19 protein-coding genes are annotated in these 19,117 nt (G+C 69.1%); 4 read left to right on the forward strand and 15 right to left on the reverse strand.

Going from position 1 to position 19,117, the window contains the following annotated elements; all coding sequences use genetic code 11:
- From VFQ05_11965 to wecB, 3 genes are all read left to right on the forward strand, one after another.
- Positions 1-1,342 (forward strand): FAD-dependent oxidoreductase (locus VFQ05_11965; protein ID HET9327480.1); only part of this gene is annotated, 1,342 nt, incomplete at its 5' end.
- Positions 1,339-2,160, forward strand: a complete 822-nt coding sequence (locus tag VFQ05_11970) for a glycosyltransferase family 2 protein (GenBank protein HET9327481.1) — start codon at positions 1,339-1,341, stop codon at positions 2,158-2,160. The genes VFQ05_11965 and VFQ05_11970, both read left to right, overlap by 4 nt.
- Positions 2,157-3,248 (forward strand): UDP-N-acetylglucosamine 2-epimerase (non-hydrolyzing), encoded by a 1,092-nt coding sequence (gene wecB, locus VFQ05_11975; protein HET9327482.1) that lies wholly within the window; start codon positions 2,157-2,159, stop codon positions 3,246-3,248. Before VFQ05_11970 ends, wecB begins: the two co-directional genes overlap by 4 nt.
- Positions 3,249-3,307: 59 nt before the next feature.
- On the opposite strand, the gene VFQ05_11980 is transcribed toward wecB, so the two are convergent.
- Positions 3,308-5,968 carry a valine--tRNA ligase gene (locus tag VFQ05_11980; protein HET9327483.1) on the reverse strand — a complete coding sequence of 887 codons (2,661 nt, stop codon included), beginning with the start codon at positions 5,966-5,968 and terminating at the stop codon, positions 3,308-3,310.
- Between the two features lie 225 nt (positions 5,969-6,193).
- On the opposite strand from VFQ05_11980, the gene VFQ05_11985 reads away from it, so the two are divergent.
- Positions 6,194-7,735 carry a capsule assembly Wzi family protein gene (locus tag VFQ05_11985; GenBank protein ID HET9327484.1) on the forward strand — a complete coding sequence of 514 codons (1,542 nt, stop codon included), beginning with the start codon at positions 6,194-6,196 and terminating at the stop codon, positions 7,733-7,735.
- Positions 7,736-7,744: 9 nt separating this feature from the next.
- Here the strand turns inward: VFQ05_11985 and VFQ05_11990 are convergent, their stop codons facing one another.
- The 14 genes from VFQ05_11990 to csrA all read right to left on the reverse strand — a co-directional run bounded on the left by VFQ05_11990 (position 7,745) and on the right by csrA (position 19,036).
- The gene (locus VFQ05_11990) at positions 7,745-8,674 is read right to left on the reverse strand and encodes an NAD-dependent epimerase/dehydratase family protein (protein HET9327485.1); all 930 of its coding nucleotides are present in this window, start codon (positions 8,672-8,674) and stop codon (positions 7,745-7,747) included.
- A 41-nt stretch (positions 8,675-8,715) separates the two neighbouring features.
- A complete protein-coding gene (locus VFQ05_11995; GenBank protein HET9327486.1) occupies positions 8,716-9,741 on the reverse strand; it encodes a hypothetical protein in 1,026 nt (341 codons plus the stop codon).
- A 103-nt stretch (positions 9,742-9,844) separates the two neighbouring features.
- Positions 9,845-11,608 carry an ATP-binding protein gene (locus VFQ05_12000; GenBank protein HET9327487.1) on the reverse strand — a complete coding sequence of 588 codons (1,764 nt, stop codon included), beginning with the start codon at positions 11,606-11,608 and terminating at the stop codon, positions 9,845-9,847.
- Complete coding sequence (locus tag VFQ05_12005; protein ID HET9327488.1) at positions 11,598-12,548, reverse strand: sensor domain-containing diguanylate cyclase; 951 nt, start codon at positions 12,546-12,548, stop codon at positions 11,598-11,600. The genes VFQ05_12000 and VFQ05_12005 overlap by 11 nt, the downstream gene beginning before the upstream one ends.
- Positions 12,520-12,933, reverse strand: coding sequence for a hypothetical protein (locus VFQ05_12010; GenBank protein ID HET9327489.1), 414 nt, complete (start codon positions 12,931-12,933; stop codon positions 12,520-12,522). Before VFQ05_12010 ends, VFQ05_12005 begins: the two co-directional genes overlap by 29 nt.
- Positions 12,933-13,751 (reverse strand): FliA/WhiG family RNA polymerase sigma factor, encoded by an 819-nt coding sequence (locus VFQ05_12015; GenBank protein HET9327490.1) that lies wholly within the window; start codon positions 13,749-13,751, stop codon positions 12,933-12,935. Before VFQ05_12015 ends, VFQ05_12010 begins: the two co-directional genes overlap by 1 nt.
- A 12-nt stretch (positions 13,752-13,763) precedes the next feature.
- Positions 13,764-14,654, reverse strand: a complete 891-nt coding sequence (locus tag VFQ05_12020) for a MinD/ParA family protein (GenBank protein ID HET9327491.1) — start codon at positions 14,652-14,654, stop codon at positions 13,764-13,766.
- Positions 14,651-14,875, reverse strand: a complete 225-nt coding sequence (locus VFQ05_12025; GenBank protein ID HET9327492.1) for a hypothetical protein — start codon at positions 14,873-14,875, stop codon at positions 14,651-14,653. Before VFQ05_12025 ends, VFQ05_12020 begins: the two co-directional genes overlap by 4 nt.
- 2 nt (positions 14,876-14,877) lie before the next feature.
- Positions 14,878-15,117: a hypothetical protein gene (locus VFQ05_12030; GenBank protein HET9327493.1), complete on the reverse strand. Its 240-nt coding sequence runs from the start codon at positions 15,115-15,117 to the stop codon at positions 14,878-14,880.
- The gene (locus VFQ05_12035) at positions 15,114-15,512 is read right to left on the reverse strand and encodes a response regulator (GenBank protein ID HET9327494.1); all 399 of its coding nucleotides are present in this window, start codon (positions 15,510-15,512) and stop codon (positions 15,114-15,116) included. Before VFQ05_12035 ends, VFQ05_12030 begins: the two co-directional genes overlap by 4 nt.
- Positions 15,513-15,831: 319 nt before the next feature.
- Positions 15,832-17,259: a sigma-54 dependent transcriptional regulator gene (locus VFQ05_12040; protein ID HET9327495.1), complete on the reverse strand. Its 1,428-nt coding sequence runs from the start codon at positions 17,257-17,259 to the stop codon at positions 15,832-15,834.
- Positions 17,201-18,397, reverse strand: coding sequence for an ATP-binding protein (locus VFQ05_12045; protein ID HET9327496.1), 1,197 nt, complete (start codon positions 18,395-18,397; stop codon positions 17,201-17,203). Before VFQ05_12045 ends, VFQ05_12040 begins: the two co-directional genes overlap by 59 nt.
- A gap of 109 nt (positions 18,398-18,506) precedes the next feature.
- Complete coding sequence (locus VFQ05_12050; protein HET9327497.1) at positions 18,507-18,713, reverse strand: hypothetical protein; 207 nt, start codon at positions 18,711-18,713, stop codon at positions 18,507-18,509.
- Between the two features lie 68 nt (positions 18,714-18,781).
- Positions 18,782-19,036: a carbon storage regulator CsrA gene (csrA, locus tag VFQ05_12055; GenBank protein HET9327498.1), complete on the reverse strand. Its 255-nt coding sequence runs from the start codon at positions 19,034-19,036 to the stop codon at positions 18,782-18,784.
- Positions 19,037-19,117 lie beyond the last annotated feature (81 nt).

Raw genomic sequence — 19,117 nt, forward strand, 5'->3', positions numbered from 1 at the left:
GGAGGTCGAGCTGAACGTTTCGTCACCCCCATCTCCCACCGCGGCCGTCATCGGCGGCGGCATCTCGGGTCTGAGCTCGGCCTTCCGGCTCGGACAGCTCGGCCATCGGGTCACGCTGTTCGAGAGCGAGGACTTCCTCGGCGGGCTCGGCACAACGTTCCCGTATCGCGACGGACACCTCGAGCGCTTCTACCACTGCATCCTCCCCGACGATGACGCGCTGGTGCGCCTGATCCGCGACGTCGGGATGGAGAGCGATCTCCTGTGGCGCGACACCTCCATGGGATTCATGGTGAAGCGTCGCGTCTATCCCATGAACACTCCGATGGACCTGCTGCGATTCGCCCCGCTGCCCATCCTCGATCGCATCCGGATGGGCTGGATGGGACTGCGGGCCCGGCAGATCGGCGTGCAGCCTGGCCTCGACGACATCCCGATCGAGAAGTGGATTCGCAGCCTGGCCGGCGACAAGGCGTTCGAGATCGTGTGGAAGCCGATGCTCGAGGCCAAGATGGGGGACAGCTATCCGGCCTTGCCGGCGCTGTGGCTGTCGAGCCGCATGAACCGCGAGAAGAGCAGCGCACAGGAGCGGAAAGGCTGCCTCAAGCGCGGATACAAGTCCTTGATCGACACGATCGAAACGCGGCTGCGCGAGCAGGGGGCGGACATCCGCTTCAAGACTCGCGTCGAATCCATCGAGCGCGAAGGCGAGCGCATGGCGGTTCGCCTCGCCGGCGGCGAGCGCCTCGTGTTCGACCGCGTCGTCTCGACCACGCCGCTGATGCACTTCCAGGCGATGACGCGCGGACTGTGTCTCGATCCCGCGCTCGCCAACCTGAAGCTCGACTACCAGGGCGTGGTGTGCGCGGTCTTCCTGCTGAGGAAACCGCTCTCCTCCTACTACTGGATGCCGCTGGTGGACAGCGGCGCGAACGCGCAGGGTGTCGTGGAGATGTCGAACCTGGTGCCGCTCGAGCGGTCGAATGGCCTCTACGTGACGTATCTGCTCAACTACACGCACCGCTCGAGCCCGCTGTACAACAAGCCCGACGAGGAGATCCTCGCCGGCTACCGCAAGGACCTCGCGGATCTCTTCCCCGACGCCGGACGCACCATCGTGGACGAGTTCCTGTTCCGCGCGCCCTTCGTCGAGCCGATCTGGAGCGTCGGCTACCGCAAGGTCTGCCCCCCGACGTCGGTGATCCCCGGCCGGCTCTACCTGGCGTCCACCGCGCAGGTCTATCCGCGCGTGAACTCGTGGAATTCCTGCTGCACGGTGGTCGAATCGATGATTCCTCAGCTCCAGCGCGAAGCCGAGGAGCTGGCGGCGAGGCCTCGGTGATCTACGTCATCTTCCCCGCCTTCAACGAGGAGAAGGTCATCCGCCCCACGCTGCTCGCGCTGGTCGAGGGCATGAAGGGCAAGGGGCTCGAGTATCGCGCCGTGCTGGTGGACGACGGCAGCACCGACCGCACCATCGCCGAGGCGGAGGCCGCGGCGAAGGACAGCGGCGGCGCGCTGGCGCTCACGGTGCTGCGCCACGAGCAGAACCGCGGGCTCGGCGCCGGCTTGCGCACCGGGATCTACTGGTGTCTCGACCAAGCCACCGACGACGACGTGATCGTGACGCTCGACGCCGACAACACGCATCCGCCGGCGATGATCCCCACGCTGGTCGGCAAGCTCGCCGACGGATACGACCTCACGATCGCCTCCCGCTATCGCGCGGGCGCCGAGGTGCACGGGGTCCCCGGCTACCGGCGCGCGCTCTCGGATGTCGGACGCCTCACCTTCCAGGCGCTCTATCCCATCCCGGGCGTGCGCGATTACACCTGCTGCTTCCGCGCCTTCCGGGTCCCGATCCTGCGCCGCGCGCGCATCGCCTATGGCGAAGAGCTGTGCACGGCACGGGGCTTCGAGGCGGTGATGGATCTGCTGCTGCGCCTCGGCCCGCTCGGCGTCCGCGCGCACGAGATCGGCTTCGTGCTCGACTACGGCGAGCGCGTGGGTCAGAGCAAGATGAAGGTGCTCAAGACCATCCGGCAGACGCTCGGCCTGCTGGCGCGGCGCCGCCTGGAATCGCTGACGCGCTTCAGCTCGGCCCGGCTGAGGCGGCGTCTGCAGGAAGCCGAACGGGCGAGCGCCGGATCCACACGGTGAAGATCGCGATCGAGGTCGGCACGCGGCCCGAGATCATCAAGATGGCGCCGGTCATCCGTGCCTGCATCGCCCGCGGCGTGGACTACCGCATCCTGCACACGGGCCAGCACTACTCGGACGAGATGGACGGCGTGTTCTTCCGCGAGCTGGAGCTGCCGCCGCCACACCTGAACCTCGAAGTCGGCTCGGGCTCACAGGCCTATCAGATCGCCGCCATCGTGCGCGGCATGGAGCCGGTGCTGACCCAGGAGCGGCCTGACGTGGTGCTCGTGGAAGGCGACACCAACTCCGTGCTCGCCACCGCGCTCACCGCGCAGAAGCTCGGGATCGCGGTGGGTCACGTGGAAGCCGGGCTGCGCTCCTACGACCGCACCATGCCGGAGGAGATCAACCGCATCCTCACCGACCACCTCTCCGACTTCCTCTTCGCCCCCACCGAGCACGCCCGCGGGATCCTGCGCACGGAGGGCATCGCGGAAGCCCGCGTCCACGTGACCGGCAACACGGTGGTCGACGAAGTGCTGCGTCAGCGCGAGCGCGCCCGCGATCCGAAGGTGCTCGAGCGATTCGGCGTCGAGCCCGGCCGCTACGCGCTCGCCACCGTGCACCGGGCGGAGAACACGGACCACCTCGGCCGTCTGAAAGGCATCTTCGAAGGACTGGCGCGCTGCGGCCGCGAGATGAACATGCCGGTGCTGGCCGCGCTCCATCCACGGACCACGAAGCGGCTGGAGACGTCCGGCATTGCGCTCGACGGCGTGGTGCGCGCGCTTCCTCCCCTTCCCTACCTCCAGTTCCTGGCGCTCCACGACCAGGCCGGCCTGATGCTCACCGATTCGGGAGGCCTGCAGGAGGAGGCCTGCTGTCTGGGCGTGCCGTGCGTGACGCTGCGCGACAACACCGAGCGCCCGGAGTCGGTCGAGGTCGGGGCCAATCAGCTCGCGGGAGCCGATCCGGACGCGATCGTGCGCGCGGCGCATGCCATGCGCGGACGAAAGGGCGAGTGGACGAATCCCTTCGGGGATGGCAGGGCGGGCGAGCGCATCGTCGACATCCTCATCGCCGCGCTGCCGGGGAGACGCGCCTAGCGACTTGGCAACTTCTTGCTCTCCCTGGGGAGAGTAAGAAACGACAACACGCGAGACCCTTACTGATGCACCGCCCGCAGGCTCTCCTGGGCGCGCCGTAGCTTGTCCAGGTTCTCCTCCAGCATCGCCAGGTGATTGCGCTCGCGCTCCACGATGTCGGGCCGCGCTTTCGCGAGGAAGTCCTGGTTGCGGAGCTTCTTGCGGCTGTTCTCCAGGTCGCGCAGCAGCTTGTCGGCCTCGCGAGCCAGCCGGGCGCGCTCTTCGTTCAGGTCCACGAGGCCTTCGAGGGGAAGGAACACCTCGGCGCCGCGCACCACGGCCGAGGCGGCCACGGCCGGACGCGCGCCGTCGCGCGACAGCGTGAGCTTCTCGATCTTGGCCAGCGGGCGCAGCTGCTCGGCCAGGCGCTCCACCATGTCGAGCTGCTCGGTACTTCCGCGGAGCACCACCGGCACCTTGCGCCCGGGCGGGAGCCCGTTCTCGGCGCGCAGGTTGCGCACCGCCACCACCAACTCTTGAAGAAAGCCCACCTGGCGCTCGGTCTCGGCGTCGAACCACGCCTTCCTCGCTCGCGGCCACGACGAGGTGGCCAGCAAGTCGCCGTCGTGCGGCAGCGCCTGCCAGATCTCCTCGGTCACGTACGGCATGAAGGGGTGCAGCAGGCGCAGGATGCCATCGAGCACCTTCCACGCCACCCAGCGGGCGGTGCGGCGGTCGGCGGGATCCGCGTCGTCGGCCCAGCGCGGCTTGGCCATCTCGAGGTACCAGTCGCAGTACTCGTTCCACACGAAGTGATAGACGGTGTTGGCCGCCTCGTTGAATCGGTAGGTCTTGAGATTGCGCGTGGTGTCCTTGATGGCGTTGGCGAGCCGCGACAGGATCCAGCGGTCGGCCAGCGTGAGCGTGAGGGCGCTCTCCTTCACGCTGCCCAGGTCTTCGTCGCCGAGCCGCATCGACACCAGGCGCGCGGCGTTCCACAGCTTGTTGGCGAAGAAGCTCCCGGTCTCCACCCGGCGCTCGTCGAACAGCAGGTCCTGGCCCGTCGGGGTCAGGTAGATCATCACGAACCGCGTGGCATCGGCGCCGTAGCGCGCCATGAGCGCCAGCGGATCGGGCGAGTTGCCGAGCGACTTGGACATCTTCCGGCCCTGCAGGTCCCGCACGATGCTGGTGAAATACACGTGCGGGAACGGAACCTCGCCCTTGAACTCGATTCCCGCCATGATCATGCGCGCCACCCAGAAGAAGATGATGTCGCTGCCGGTCACCATCAGGCTGTTGGGGTAATAGCGCTTCAGGTCCTCGGTGTCCTCGGGCCAGCCGAGCGTGGCGAAAGGCCAGAGCCAGGACGAGAACCAGGTGTCGAGCACGTCCTCGTCCTGCGTCCAGCCCTCGCCTTCGGGACGCGTGGGCGATACCACCATCTCCTCGCCCCGGTACCACACCGGAATGCGATGCCCCCACCACAGCTGGCGCGAGATGCACCAGTCGCGGATGTTCTCCATCCAGTGGAGGTAGACCTTCTTCCAGCGCGGGGGGAAGAACTTCACGCGCCCGCGGCGCGCCGCCTCGATGGCCGGCGCGGCGAGCGGCGCCATCTTCACGAACCACTGGAGCGACAGGTAGGGCTCGATCACCGAGTCGCAGCGGCTGCAGTGGCCCACCGTGTGCCGATGCGGCTCGACCTTCTCGAGATAACCGGCGTCGCGCAGCGCCTCGACGATCCTCGCGCGCGCCTCGAAACGGTCGAGGCCGCGGAAGTCGCCGGCGTTGTCGTTCATCATCGCGCGCTCGTCCATCACCACGATCGGCGGCAGATCGTGGCGCTGCCCGATCAGGAAGTCGTTGGGGTCGTGGGCGGGCGTGACCTTGACCGCTCCGGTGCCGAACTTGGGATCCACCTGGTCGTCGCCCAGGATCGGGATCTCGCGCCGCACCAGCGGCAGCACCGCGGTCTTGCCGATCCACTTCTTGTAGCGCCGGTCGCTGGGATGCACGGCGATCCCGGTGTCGCCGAGCATGGTCTCGGGCCGCGTGGTCGCCACCGCGATGTGCGATGGACCGCCCTTGATGGGATCGCGCACCGGATAGCGAATCGTCCACAGGTGGCCGTCGGTCTCCACGTGCTCGACTTCCTCGTCGGAGAGCGCGGTCTGGCACCTCGGACACCAGTTCACGATCCGGTGCCCTCGATAGATCAGACCCTTCTCGTAGAGCTTCTGGAACACGAGCAGGACGGCGCGGCTGTACTCGGGATCCAGCGTGAAGCGCTCGCGCGACCAGTCGGCGGAGATGCCGAGCCGCCGGAGCTGCTTGAGGATCAGGCCCCCGTACTGCTCCTTCCACGCCCAGACCTCGGCGAGAAAGCCTTCGCGCCCCAGAGCCTGCCGGGTCCTGCCCTGCTCGAGCAGCGCCTTCTCCACGACGTTCTGGGTGGCGATGCCGGCGTGATCCATCCCGGGGACCCAGAGGGTCTCGCGGCCTTCCATCCGCTGCCAGCGCACCACCAGATCGCGCAGCGACTCGCCCAGCATGTGGCCCATGGTGAGCGACCCGGTCACGTTGGGCGGCGGGATCATGATCACGAACGGCGCGCGTGACGCACTCGAAGGGCTGGGAGGCTGGAAGACGCCGCGCGACTCCCACTCCGAGTACCAGCGCGCTTCGATGCGCACCGGGTCGTATGTCTGCTGCAGCGCCTCGGGATTCCCGGGACGCATGGGGCCTCCGTCGTTCAAGCGCAAACGGCCGCCCGGGAGCGGCCGAAGGGATCCACCTGCCGTGAAGAGCGACGGACGTTAGCACAGGGATTCCACCCCCTCAAATCCGCGTCATGGATCACGGCGAGGTCGGGCGAGCGCCCAAGATCCCCTTGCTGGCCACTTGCACGAACGGGCTGGTAGCATGCGCGTTGCATGCTTCGCGGTCGATGGATCGATCAAGACGTGCTTCATCTCCCAGCCCTTTTCCTCTCCAGCGCGCTCGTGGTGGCCGGGACCCTCGGCTTCTTCCTGCACGCCTCCGCCACGCCGCTCGACGACATTCCGGTTGGAGACGTGCCCACCGGCGATGTGCTCGAAGACGAGATCCGCGTGCTGGAGATCAGCGGGGATTCGCTTCGCCTTCCCCGTCGCGGCATGCTTCCCAACCAGGTCGTCGACCTTCCCGCGCTCGACCGGCCGCTGTCGCGGGCCGCGGAGGTTTCGCGCCTCCGCCTGTCGCGGGCCATCGCCCGGGACCTCGGGGTCTCCGGCTCGACTCCCCGCTTGATGCAGCTCGTCTACGACGACGAGCGCCTCGAGGCGTCGCTGGGCGTCGAGGGACGCGGTACCGTCGCCGAGGGACAGTTGGCCGAATTCGCGTCGGGAAGCGGGATCAGGCTTCGGCTCGCCGCGCAGCTCGGGCGCTGGCTCGCCTATGCCGATGTCATCGGCGGCCATGTCGAAGACTCGGACCGGTTTGCCGAACGCCAGCTGAACAACGACATGGTGCTGCTCACCGACAAGAGCCAGATCTCCTACACCGGGGCGCGCGAGCGTTGGGCCGCAACGGTCGGCAGGAGCCGGTGGCACTGGGGCCCGGGCGAGGAGGGATCGCTCGTTCTCTCCAAGACCTCGCCCGCCTTCTCGGCGGTGACTTTCCGCATGCGGATCGAGCCGCTTCGGGCCGACGGCATGATCATCAACGCCACGCTGAAGAGCGCCGCGGGGATGCAGATGGCGGCGCACCGCCTCGAGTGGCAGCCGCTCGACAACCTGCGGCTCGGGGTCAGTGAAGCCGCCCGTTACCAGGCGACCGGCTGGGTGCCCCTCTACGCGGTCGGCGTGATTCCCTACTCGATCGTCCAGAGCCTGCTGGTGCGCGACGAGCCCGAGTCGGTGTCGACGCTCCGGAACAACGTCATCGCCGGGGTGGACGCGGCGTGGCGCGTGGCGCCCGGCACCCGCATCTATTCCGAGCTGCTCATCGACGATCTCAACACCGACGAAACGGGAACCGTCAACAAATACGGCTACCAGGTCGGTCTGGAAGGCGTAGGGACGGTGCGCGGCACACGGGTGCGCTGGAATACCGAGTACACCCGGCTCTCGCGTTTCGTCTACACGTCGTACTACGATCGGGCGTTCGTGACTGCGGGCGAGCCCTTGGGCTTCCCCACCGGGCCGGACTCGCGGCGCATGCGCGTCCGCATCGCCTGGGATCCCACGGTGAGCTGGCAGGTCTTCGGCATCGCCGCTCGCAGCGACTTCGGCGAGAGCGGCCTCGACTCCACCTACGTTCCGGGCTCTCCGCCAGTGGACGTGATGGAGTTCGCCGGCGTGGTGGAGACGCAGCGTGCCGTCGAGCTCGGGCTGCGCTACTGGCCGGCCAGCGGGATCGACGTCGCGGCGAGCGCAGGCTTCACCTGGATCCGCAATGGCGGCCACGTCGAGAGCGCCGAGCGCCGCGAGCCGTTCGCGTCGCTGACCCTGCGCCTCACGCGCTGAGCGCGTCGCTCAGCCGGTGAGCGCCACCCGGCTCCACTCCACGGTGCGTTGCAGGCCTTCGCGGAAGGACACGCGCGGCGTCCAGCCGAGGACCTCCCGGGCGCGCGCCGCGTCGAGCCAGATGCGCTGTATTTCGCCGGGGCGCGCCTTGTCGAAGATCGGCTCCTGCGCGAAGCCGAGCAGGCTCTGCAGCTCGCGAAAGATCTGGAGCACCGAGGTCCCGATGCCGGTGCCGATGTTGACGATCTCGCCCGAGCCCCGGGTGAGCGCCCGCTCATTGGCATCGACCACGTCGTCGATGTAGAGATAGTCCCGCTGCTGCTCGCCGGTGCCGAAGATGATCGGGCGCTCGCCCGCGAGCATGCGGCCGATGAAGATCGCGTTCACCCCCGCCTCGCCATGCGGGTTCTGACGCGGACCGAAGACATTCGGGTAGCGCAGCACGGTGTAGTCGAGCCCGTGGAGCAGCTTCCAGATGTAGAGGTAGTGCTCGAACGCGTGCTTGCTGGCGCCGTAGGGCGCCTCGGGGTTCACGGGATGCTCCTCGGTCGCCGGCAGGAAGCGCGCCTCGCCATAGAGGGCGCCGCCGGTCGAGGCGTAGATCACCTTGCGCACGCGGTGGCGGCGGCAGCTCTCGAGCAGCGAGATCGAGCCGAGGATGTTGATCTCCGCGTCGCGCCTCGGATCCTCGACGGACTTTCGCACGTCGATCTGTGCCGCGTGGTGGTCGACGATCTCGGGCTGGAACTCGCTCAGCACCGCTTCCACCGCCGCCGGATCCACCAGGTCGGCCTGGAAGAAGCGCGCCTTGTCGTGGATGTGCTCGCGACGGCCGGTGGACAGGTTGTCGAACACCGCGACGTCGTGTCCGAGCGCCACGAAACCGTCGACGACATGCGAGCCGATGAAGCCCGCTCCTCCGGTCACCAGGATGCGCATGTTTCGACCCTAGCGGGCGGCGTGGAGGCGGCGCAAGCCGCTCATGCCGCGCGACGAGCCGCAGGCGCCGCGATCGCCGCGTGGAGGCGTTCGATGACGCCGAGGCGGTCGTGCCGTGCCGCCAGCGCGCGGCCGCGTTCGATCATGCGCTCCACCTCGGGGCCACGCTCGAGCAGCGCGCCGAGCTGATCGGCGATCGCCGCGGCGTCCGCGGCGACGATGCAGGCGCACGCCTGGTCCGCGAGCCAGCGCGCGACCGCCGCAGAGCTTCCGGCCGGCGCCACCCACAGCAGCGGACAGCCGGCGGCCAGCGTGCGCAACACGAGCGCCGCGGAGATGCGAGCACCGCTGGACAGCATGGCCGCCGAGGCCTGCGCGAGCCACGAGGACTCGGCGAGCCGTGGCGCGGGCCCGACGTGATGAACGCGGAGCTCGATGTCGAACGCGCGCGCCCGGCGCTCGGCGGCGGACCCGGGGTGGGACCAGGCCACGAGATCCACGCCGCTCCAATCCTCGGCGACGGTGGCGAAAGCCTCGATCGTGGCGCCTCCGCTCGCGCCATGGAGACCCGACAGCGCCAGCACCAGATCGCCGTCCCAGAGCGGGAGTCCGGGCCGGCGCGAGGCCGGCGCGTCGATCTCGGACCATCCCAGGAGCCACGAAGCACCCCACGCCGCGGCGCCGTCCAAGGGTTCGAGCCGCCGCCCGCCGAGCGCGCGCGCGGCCACGCGGGCCAGACCTTCGGCATCGTGGCCCGAGGAGAAGCCGGTCGGCCACCAGCGCGCGCGGCGCGGAAGCCATCGCGCGAGTGGACCTCCTCCGGCCGACGCCGAAGCGAGGATGACGTGGTCCCATGATTCCGCGGTGAGCGCCGTGAGCTTCTCCCGGGCGTCGTCGAACTCGATCACGTTGGCCTCGATCGCGCCGCTGACCTCGTTGCGCGCACGACCGGGCGGCGCGACCGCGATCCACGTCACGCGGTATCCGGCGGCCAGGATGCGCGCCGCGCGGCGACGAGCGTCCCCGGGATCGGCCCCGAGCGCGTCCAGGTCTTCGATCAGAAGCACGCGCGGCTCATCCCCCGCCCTGCGCGCCCGCGACGAACGACGGTGATCGGGCTGAGACGTCTCGCAGGCCGGGCAAGGCGGCGCGACGTCCGGCTTCACGGGATCAGGCGGCATCGGCCGCCGCGGTGGGGCTCGCGGCCGGGGCCGGAGGCAGCGTGAAGTAGAAGGTGCTGCCCTGGCCGACCGCGCTCTCGACACGCATCTGCCCGCCGTGCTGCTCGACGATGCCCTTGCAGATCACCAGCCCGAGACCGGTGCCTCCGGCGCGGCGAGTGGACGTCGAATCGATCTGGGTGAATTTCTGGAAGAGCTTGGGGAGATTGTCCGCGGAGATGCCTTCTCCGTGGTCACGCACGCCCACCCGCACCATGCCTTCCCAGTTCTCGACCGTGATCTCGAGATGGCCTTCCGCGGGCGAGAACTTGATGGCGTTGGACAGCAGATTGGTGACCACCTGGGCGATGCGGTTCGGGTCGAGCATCAGATCCGGGAGATCCGAAGCCATCACGAGGTCGAGCTCGATCCTCCGCTCTTCGAGCAGCGTGCGCAGGTTCTGCGCCGCCTGAGTCACCACGGCTTCGATGCGCTGGCGCTCGAAGTGCATGGGCAGCGAGCCGGAGTCGAGCTTGGAGAAGTCGAGGATGTCGCCGATCAGGGTGAGCAGCCGCTCGGTGTTGGCATGGGCGATGGTGAGCAGCTTGGCCTGCTGGTCGTTGTTCTTGAAGTAGCGCTCGTCGGTGAGCAGCTCGATGGCGCCCTTCACGGAAGTCAGAGGGGTGCGGATCTCGTGCGAGACGACGGCGACGAACTCGGACTTCAGCCGGTCGAGGCTCTTGGTGTTCTCGAACAGCTGCGAGTTGCTCACCGCGATCTCGGACTGCGAGGCGAAGAGGGTGAGAAAGCTCTCGTCGTCGGCGGTGAAGCCCTCCGGCTTGTCGATGACCCCCAGCACGCCCAGCACCCGGCTCTCGACGACCATCGGCACGGCGAGCACCGATTCGGCGCCTCGCTCCAGGCCAGGAAGGTCGAGACGGTCAGGGCTCGAGGCCGCGCGCCGGATGGGCCGGTGCTCGAGCGCGCTCAAGCCGAGATCGGTCTGCCCCTCCACGAACTTGGCCAGAGGCTGGGTCTGGAGCTCCGGCACGCCGTACGAGGCGGCGGCGACGAAGTCTTCCTCGGATTCGCGGCGCAGGAACACGATCGCGCCGCGCGCTCCGGTGGTCTCGGCCGCTTTCTGGCAGATCACCGCGAGACGCGGACCGAGCTCGAGGTTGGCGCTGATCTCCTTGCCGACCTCGTACAGCATGGTCATCTGTGCGGTCGCGATCCGAACCCGCTCGCGCAGCTCCTGCTCGTGATGCTGGAGGATGTCGTTCTTGCGGCGCAGCTCCTCGATCAGCTCGCGATTGAGCACACGCAGACGCCGGTGCGCGAGCCCTCTCTTGATGATCTTGTGCACCGCCTCGAGATCGAACGGCTTCGTGACGTAGTCGTAGGCGCCCTGGCGGAGCGCGTCGATCGCCGAGGCGGTCGAGGCGTGACCGGTGAGAACCACCACGCACACTTCGGGGTCGGCTTGCTTGGCGAAGCGCATCACCTCGAGCCCGGTCATCCCCGGCATGTTGATGTCGGTCAGGATCACATCGGGCCGCACCTGGGGCAGCATGCGGATCGCCTGCTCGCCGCTGCGCGCGACGTGGAGGTCGTAGCCTTCACCGCTCAGGAACTCCTGGCAGAGGTCGGCGACGGTCTCCTCGTCATCGACCACCAGCACGCGCGGCGGATCGGTCGGTGTCAGCTCGAGATTCGGGCTCCCCGCATCCGCCAGGAGTCGCGGCGGCCTGTCGGGGGACCCGTCAGTGGACATGATGCGCCTCGTCCAGCTGCACGCGCCGCCGTCCGGCCTTCTTCGCCACCGACAGGGCGCGCTCGGCCGCGTCCAGCAGCTCGAGCGGCTCGACACCCGATCGCGGACTCGCCGCGATGCCGAAGCTCGCGGTCACTCGCCCGACGCGCGGGAAGCGATGCCCCTCGAGCGCCAGCCGCAGACGCTCCGAGCATCGATGCGCCGGCACCGCGTCGGCTTCGGGCAGCAGCACGCCGAATCGATTCGAGCCGAGGCGGGCGAGCGTATCGGATTCGCGCAGCGTCAGACGCAGGACCAGAGCCACTTCCATCAGCGCGCGGTCGCCGGCTTCGCGGCCATGGCGAGCATTCAGCGATCCGAAGCGATCCAGGTCCACCATCACCAGGCTGAGCGGCGCCCCGTGGCGGCGGGCGCGATCGAGCTCCGACTGCAGGCGCGCGTGAAAGGCGCGCGAGTCGGGCAGTCCGGTGACCGCGTCGCGCCCCGGCTGATTGCGAAGCCGCTGCAGCTCCAGGCGCGCGCCGAGCGCCGCGCCGAGCGTTCCGGCGGCGGTGCGGATGAGTCCGAGCTGCGCCGGGGCCCAGCGTCGGCCGGCCGGCAGGCGCAGCGCGAGGGTGCCGACGCGCTCGCTGCCGCGCAGGAGCGGCACCGTCAGGCAGGCGCGCAGATCCCCGGCCTTGCTCTCCCAGGCGCCGCGCGAGCACCAAGGCTGGAGGCTGCCGTCGGGGCCGAGCGCCATGAGGGTCACCCCTTCGCAGTCGAAGGCCTGCACCAGCGCGTCGAGAGCGCGGTTCAGCGCGCGCGGCTCGTGCGCGGAGAGCAGCGCCTCGCAGGCGGCCCACAAGGACCGCGACGCGCGGCGACGCTCGCCCCCTTCCGGCCGGCGCGAACGCGGCTCCGCGGCCGGCGTCTCAGGCGGCGTGCGAGGTGTCGATCCCATCCGACTCTCCGTTCTCCAGCGCGCTCTTCAGCGTGTAGAGCCGCTGCGCGGCGCGCTCGATGCGTTCCGATTCGCGAAGCACGGTCTGCAGGCGATCGCGCACCTTGGATTGCTGTCCCGCGGGTCCGAGCATCAGGAGCTGGGCGTTGCCGCTGACGCCGACCAGCGCGTTGTTGATCTCGTGATGCGCCCGCAGCAGCTCGCGCGCGGCGGCGTCCCACTGCTGCTGTTCCCGCCACCAGCTCTCGATCAGCGTGCGGAGGACCGCCGCGCCGGCCACGTCGCCGGTGCCGGCGAGATTCGCGGCGTGGTCGCTGAGGCGATTCCGCAGCGCCCGCCACGGCGGGCTCGGAAACTCGGTGGGCGTGCTCATCAGGTCGTCCATCAGGCGGCCGCCTGCATGGTGTTCTGAAGGCGCAGGCGGAGGCGTGACATCGCGCGCGTGTGCACCTGCGAGACGCGCGACTCCGAGATCCCGAGAGCGCGTCCGATCTCCTTGAGCGTGAGGTGCTCGTAGTAGTAGAGCGCCACCACCAGCCGCTCCTGCTCGGGCAGCTGGTTCAGCGTCCGAAGGAGCAGCAGCTTGCTCTCCTCCTCCGCCAGCCGCTCTTCCAGATTGATCACCGTCGGGTCGGCCAGATGGTCGCCCAGCGTGCCGGGCTCCTGATCCTCTCCGGAGCGGCTCTCGTCCAGCGACACCAGCACGGCGCTCCGCACCTGGTCGAGCAGACGATAGAAGTCGCCGTAGGACATCTTCATCGCGCGGGCCAGCTCGTGATCGCTGGCGGCACGACCGAGCTTCTGGTCGAGGCGCTGGGTGACGCCATCCAGCGCGCGCGCCTTGCGCCGCATCGAGCGCGAGGCCCAGTCGAGCGCTCGCAGCTGATCCAGCACCGCGCCTTTGATGCGCCAGACCGCGTAGGTCTCGAACTTCACGCCCTTGCTCAGGTCGAACTTGGCATGTGCGTCCAGCAGCCCCAGGACACCGGCCGAATAGAGGTCCTCGTGATCCACGTTGCGGGGCAGCGTCGCCGCGACGCGCTCCACCACGTGACGCACGAGCGGCGCAAACCGCCGCAGCAAGTCTTCCTTCGAATACGTCACCGGCGGCGTTGCGGACACCGCGGGCTTCGCGGGCGTCCGGCGCTTGGCCACGGATTTGGACGGCGCACGGCGGGCGGGAACGGTGGCGGCACGGGGCATTGGGGATTCCTCCTAGGCTTCGAGCTGTTCCGACACGAGCGGCCGGCTGGAAGGGGTCGGATCCTGCGGGGTCGGATCCCACAGGCGCTCCGCCAGCGCGCGATAAGCGATCGACGAAGGGGCGTGCGGGAACGACGTGACCACCGGCTCCTGCAGCCGCACGGCATGGCCGACCGAGGGGTCGAACGGCACGTAGCCCCAGGCTTCGAGCTCCAGCGAGAGAAAGCGCCGCGCCACGAGCCGGATCCGATGCGACGTCTCTTCCGCCTCTTCGGCGGAGCCGGCCATGTTGACCAGGAGACGCGGCGCGCGGGACACGTTCTGCGCGTGCAGCACCTTGATCAGGCTGTAGGCGTCCGAGAACGCCGGCATCTCGGGCGAGGTCACGACCAGCACTTCGTCGGCGGCCAGACAGAACGAGGTCACCGTGCGGGAGATGCCGGAGGCGGTGTCGATCAGGATCAAGTCGACGCCAGGGTCCAGCGCGCTCAGTCCGCGCAGCAGGCACTCGCGGCGGTAGTCGTCGAGATCGGCCAACTCGGGAACACCCGAGGACGCGGGAATCAGGCGCACCCCATGCGGGCCTTGCACCACGATGTCCTCGAGCGTCCGCTCCCCCGACAGCACGTGCTGCAGGTCGTAGCGGGGGTGAAGGCCGAGCAGCAGATCGAGGCTGGCCTGAGCGAGATCGGCGTCGACGAGGAGGACGCGGGCCCCGCGCTCACCGAGCGCGACCGCCAGGTTCGCGGCGAGGTTGCTCTTGCCGACTCCGCCCTTGCCGCTGGCGATCGCGATGGTGCGCGCTCCGGAGCGGCTCCAGCGCGCCGGATGATCGACGGGCCCATCTTTCGGCGCGTCCTTCGGACGCTGCACCAGCTTGAGGCGGCGCGGTCTCGTGCTCATCGTCCGGCGTGGTTCGAAGGAGACAGGGCCAGCATGCCGGCCACGAACTGCCAGTAGCGAAGACGCTGATGGCAGCGCGCCAGGGGAAGCTCGAAGCCGAGTCGCTCGAGCCGCCGCTGCTCGACTTCCAGCGCGCGCAACGTCTCGTGCGCCTGGTCGAGCTGCGCGCCACGCGTCGCGGGCATGGCACGGAGGCCGCTGCCGAGGTCGAAGGCGGGCACGGTCAGGCTGCCTTGCGTCGCGGCTCGCGCGCCGTTTTCGGACGGCGGCGGGTGAGTGCGGAGAGCTTGGACAGCCGCAGCTCGACGACCTGCTCGACCTCACGAAGCGGGCAGCCGATGGCGCGCGCCGCTTCGACCGGAGTCAGGCCTTCGAAGTAGAGCAGTGCAAGCATCAGACGCTCGCGTGCCGGAATCCGGCTCCACGCCATCTTCAGGCGCTGGCGCAATGGAAGCGCTCTCATCGCGGCCTGCGGGTGCGGCGGCGACGCTCGTCGGCCGACACTTCGAGCGCGCGCGCGACGGAGCGGCGCAGCCCATCCATGGCGAACGGCTTGGCAAAACACTCCATCACGCCCGCCGTGCGCGCTTCACGGAGGGTCTCGGGCGTTCCGTACGCGGTCACGAGAATGATGGGTTGGGCATGACGGCCGCGGCGCAGCTTGCGCGCCAGCTCGAGGCCGCTCATGCCGGGCAGACGGAGGTCCGAGATCACCAGGTCGCTCTGCGACTTCGAGAGCCAGGTCAGCGCGGCCTCGGCGGTGCCGAAGGTGTCGATGGTGTGGCCGTCGTCGGTGAGACCTTCGGCGAGGGCCCAGGAGGTTCCGGGCTCGTCGTCCACGATCAGGATGTGGGGCATGAACCTGGTCCTCCGTGGGGTGATGGACGGAGGCCTGGACTGCAGCGGTCATGCCAGCGGCGGCGCGCCGAATTGAACGGCTGGCGTGCGCTTGCTTCGCCCCGCCAAGGCGGCGCTCGGGGCATCGGCCGGCCGCCGCGCAGCTGACGTTGTGGAAGGGACTTAGAGAGGTGGGACGGTGCTCGAGCCGAGAACTTGCCTGGAATGGCGAGCGTGAGGAGACCGAGCCGACCAAAGCGGGGCGCGCTCATGCAAGTGCATTTCGCCCGCCCAACCTCGTTCCGCCCGATCGATGGCCGATGATCGCTTCCTGGTCGGTCTACACCCCTTCGCCGGTCTCCCCGTCGTCGCCCATCTGGTACTCGTTGAGCTTGGTTCGCAGGGTCTGGCGCGAGATGCCGAGGCGGAGGGCGGCGCGGGTCTTGTTGCCTTCGCAGATCTTCAGCGAGTGCTCGATGGCCATTCGCTCCAGCTCGGCGAGCGGCCGCACGGAGCCTTCGGGGAATGCTTCGAACGCCATGGCGCCCATGGGCCCGGAGGACGACGGCCGTCCCAGGATCTCGGGAGGCAGATGGGACGCGAGGATCTCCTCGTCGGCTTCGAGCAGAAGGACGCGCTCGATGACGTTGCGCAGCTCGCGCACGTTGCCCGGCCATGCGTAGGCCTGCAGGGCGCGCATCGCGTCGGCGCTGATCGTGGCCATCGGCCGGCTCAGCTCCTTCGATAGCCGGGCCACGAAGTGCTGCGCCAGGTCAGGGATGTCCTGCGCGCGCTCGCGGAGCGGCGGCATGCGGATGGGCACCACGTTGAGCCGGAAGTAGAGGTCCTCGCGAAAACGGCCTTCCGCCACCATCTGCTGGAGGTCCCGGTGCGTGGCGGCGACCACACGCACGTCCACCGACACGTCCACATGGCCGCCGACGCGCCGGAACATCCGCCCTTCGAGCACGCGCAGCAGCTTGGCCTGGAGTGCCGAGGGCATCTCCCCGATCTCGTCGAGCAGCATCGTTCCGCCGTGGGCCAGCTCGAAGAGTCCCTTGCGGAACTGCTTGGCGTCGGTGAAGGCCCCTTTCTCGTGCCCGAAGAGCTGGCTCTCGAGGAGCTGCTCCGGAATCGCGCTGCAGTTGACGTCGATGAACGGACCGTCGGCCCGCGCGCTGTGGGCGTGGAGGTGGCGAGCCATCAGCTCCTTGCCGGTGCCGGTCTCGCCGAGCAGCAGCACGGTGGTGGCGGGACTGGCCGCGACGCGATCGAGATGCTGGAGCGCCTGCTTGAGGCCCGGGCTCTGGCCGAGCAGCGGCTGCTCGGGACGAGAGGCGCGGCGCAGGTGCTCGACCTCCCGCCGCAGCCGCGCGTGCTCGAGCGCGCGCTGCACCACGACACCCAGGTGGGCGAGATCGGGAGGCTTCAGGATGAAGTCGTAGGCCCCGAGCTTGGTGGCACGCACCGCCTGCTCCACCGTGCCGTGACCCGTGAGCATGATCACCGGAAGCCGCGGATCCTCTTCGCGCAGGCGCTTGAGCACCTGCAACCCGTCCTCTTCGCCCAGCTTCAGGTCGAGCAGGACGGCATCGACGCCTCCCTGGATGACGGCCGCGAGCGCGTCCATCCCGCCCGCCGCCTCCAGCGGCCGGAGGCCGATGTCGCGCGCCCATTCGCCCAGGCTGAACCGGAGCGAGCGCTCGTCGTCAACGATGAGCAGGCTTTGCGCGCTTTGCGTCTGAGTCTGTTCTTCGCCTTTCGCCATGACGCTTCTCCACCGGGAAGTCGAGCAGCACGGTGGTCCCTCGCCCCTCGCGACTGGCCGCGGCGATCGAGCCTCCATGCTCGTGCATGATGGTCTGGCAGATGGACAGACCGAGCCCGGTGCCCCCGGGCTTGGTCGAGAAGAATGGATCGAACAGCTTGGACAGAATGCCGCGAGGAATCCCCACACCCGTGTCGATCACTCGCACCTGCTGGAAGACGGACCACGGCCGCGCGACCGCGCGACCGTTGCGCCGCGACCGGTCGGAAGCCCGGCGCCCGGCGCCGCGCGGAGGCCCGCGCCTTCGCACGCGCCGCACTTCGTAGCGCAGACGCCCGCCCTGCGGCATGGCCTGAACCGCGTTGAGCGTGACGTTGAGCAGCACCTGCGTCACCAGGTCCGGGTCAATGTAGACCGGCCCGAGCCCTCGTGCCACGTCCAACTCCACGCGCACGCCTGCGCGCTCCACCGGATCGGCGGCCAGCTCGAGCACGTGCTCGATGCAGGTGGCGAGAGCGGTGGGCTTGAGCTCCGGCTCGCGCGGGCGCGCGTACTGGAGAAGGCTGTTCACGATGCGGTCGAGACGCGCCACCTCGTCGAGGATCACGCGCACGAATCGCGCCCGCTCGTCGCGGGGCTCGAAGCGCCCGAGCAGCACCTGGGCGGAAGTGCCGATGCCGGTGAGCGGGTTGCGGATCTCGTGCGCCACGCCGGTGGAGAGCTGGCCCAGCGTGGCGAGCCGCTCGTGTCGCCGCAGCTCCTGCTGCATCCGGCGCGACTGCGACAGATCGCGGATCGCCATCACCAGCCAGGGCGGCTTCCCGATGCGTCGCGACCGGAGCAGCACCGGCACCTCGGCGCCGCCGCGCGCGTGGAGGACGGCCTCGCGCTCTGAGGCCTTGGAGCGGAATGCATCGGCGACCGGATCGTCGCCCGAGACCACGGTGCGCAAGAGCTCGCTGGCCGGCTCGCCGTGGGTTCGCGCCGCGGTCGTGCCGAGGAGCTGGAGGGCGGCCGCGTTGGCCTCGGCCACGCGGCCCTGCGGATCGATCAGCAGGATCCCGATGTCATCGTGATCCAGGAGCGCCCGCCGGACGCCGTCATGGGGAATCCTCGGCGCGCTCGCACGTGCCTTCATTGGCGACGACTCCGGGCCTCGTCCATGGCCGCGCGAGTCTAGGGGGTCGGGCTGCCGCCGGGCAAAGAAAAGCCCGCCCCAGAGGGCGGGCGCCCAATGAGCACCACGATCAGTGGCGGACGAGCTCCTTGAGGATCTCGTTCACCACCACGCCCTGGACATCGTCGCGCTCGTAGTAGCCGGAGACGATCCGGGCCTGCGCGGTTTGAACTCTCGACCATCGAACCTGGTCGGCCGGACCCTCGAGCACCTTCCACGTGCGGGCGCGCGGACGCGCGCGCTTCGTGGTGCGTTTGGTCTTGCGGGTCGTGGTCATTCGTCCTCGCCGGCGGTGGGGTCGGCGCCGCGCTCACGGCGCCTTGTCCTGCATCCCTTGCGTCGTGCCTAGTCCTTGCTGTTCAGGTCCTTGCTGTTCAGATCCTTGCGGCCGGGGTCTGCACCCGTCCCCTCGGTCTTGCCACGATTCGCCCGGCGGTTCTCTTCCTGAATCCGCGCGTAGATCTCCTCACGATGCACTTTGATCTCCGGCGGCGCCTCGATTCCAAGCTTCACTTGGCCCGAGCGAACTTCGAGCACAGTGATCTTGACCGAGTCACCGATCCGGATGTTCTCGCCTAACTTCCTTGTTAGGACCAGCATCGTGAAGCAACCCTCCGGTTGCAGAACAGGGGCCTCGTGGCACCCCGAACATCAAGCGTATCGGCTGGATACGCAAGGGAC

This window comes from Candidatus Eisenbacteria bacterium (genome assembly GCA_035712145.1).
Lineage (GTDB): Bacteria > Eisenbacteria > RBG-16-71-46 > RBG-16-71-46 > RBG-16-71-46 > DASTBI01.

Coding starts and splice junctions, on each gene's coding strand:
- VFQ05_11980 (HET9327483.1), bottom strand. CDS start 5,968: ATGCGTCCCGGGAATCCCGAGGCGCTGCAGCAGACATACGACCCGGTG.
- VFQ05_11990 (HET9327485.1), bottom strand. CDS start 8,674: ATGCGCATCCTGGTGACCGGAGGAGCGGGCTTCATCGGCTCGCATGTC.
- VFQ05_12000 (HET9327487.1), bottom strand. CDS start 11,608: ATGTCCACTGACGGGTCCCCCGACAGGCCGCCGCGACTCCTGGCGGAT.
- VFQ05_12005 (HET9327488.1), bottom strand. CDS start 12,548: ATGGGATCGACACCTCGCACGCCGCCTGAGACGCCGGCCGCGGAGCCG.
- VFQ05_12010 (HET9327489.1), bottom strand. CDS start 12,933: ATGGACGACCTGATGAGCACGCCCACCGAGTTTCCGAGCCCGCCGTGG.
- VFQ05_12015 (HET9327490.1), bottom strand. CDS start 13,751: ATGCCCCGTGCCGCCACCGTTCCCGCCCGCCGTGCGCCGTCCAAATCC.
- VFQ05_12020 (HET9327491.1), bottom strand. CDS start 14,654: ATGAGCACGAGACCGCGCCGCCTCAAGCTGGTGCAGCGTCCGAAGGAC.
- VFQ05_12030 (HET9327493.1), bottom strand. CDS start 15,117: ATGAGAGCGCTTCCATTGCGCCAGCGCCTGAAGATGGCGTGGAGCCGG.
- VFQ05_12035 (HET9327494.1), bottom strand. CDS start 15,512: ATGCCCCACATCCTGATCGTGGACGACGAGCCCGGAACCTCCTGGGCC.
- VFQ05_12040 (HET9327495.1), bottom strand. CDS start 17,259: ATGGCGAAAGGCGAAGAACAGACTCAGACGCAAAGCGCGCAAAGCCTG.
- VFQ05_12045 (HET9327496.1), bottom strand. CDS start 18,397: ATGAAGGCACGTGCGAGCGCGCCGAGGATTCCCCATGACGGCGTCCGG.
- VFQ05_12050 (HET9327497.1), bottom strand. CDS start 18,713: ATGACCACGACCCGCAAGACCAAACGCACCACGAAGCGCGCGCGTCCG.
- csrA (HET9327498.1), bottom strand. CDS start 19,036: ATGCTGGTCCTAACAAGGAAGTTAGGCGAGAACATCCGGATCGGTGAC.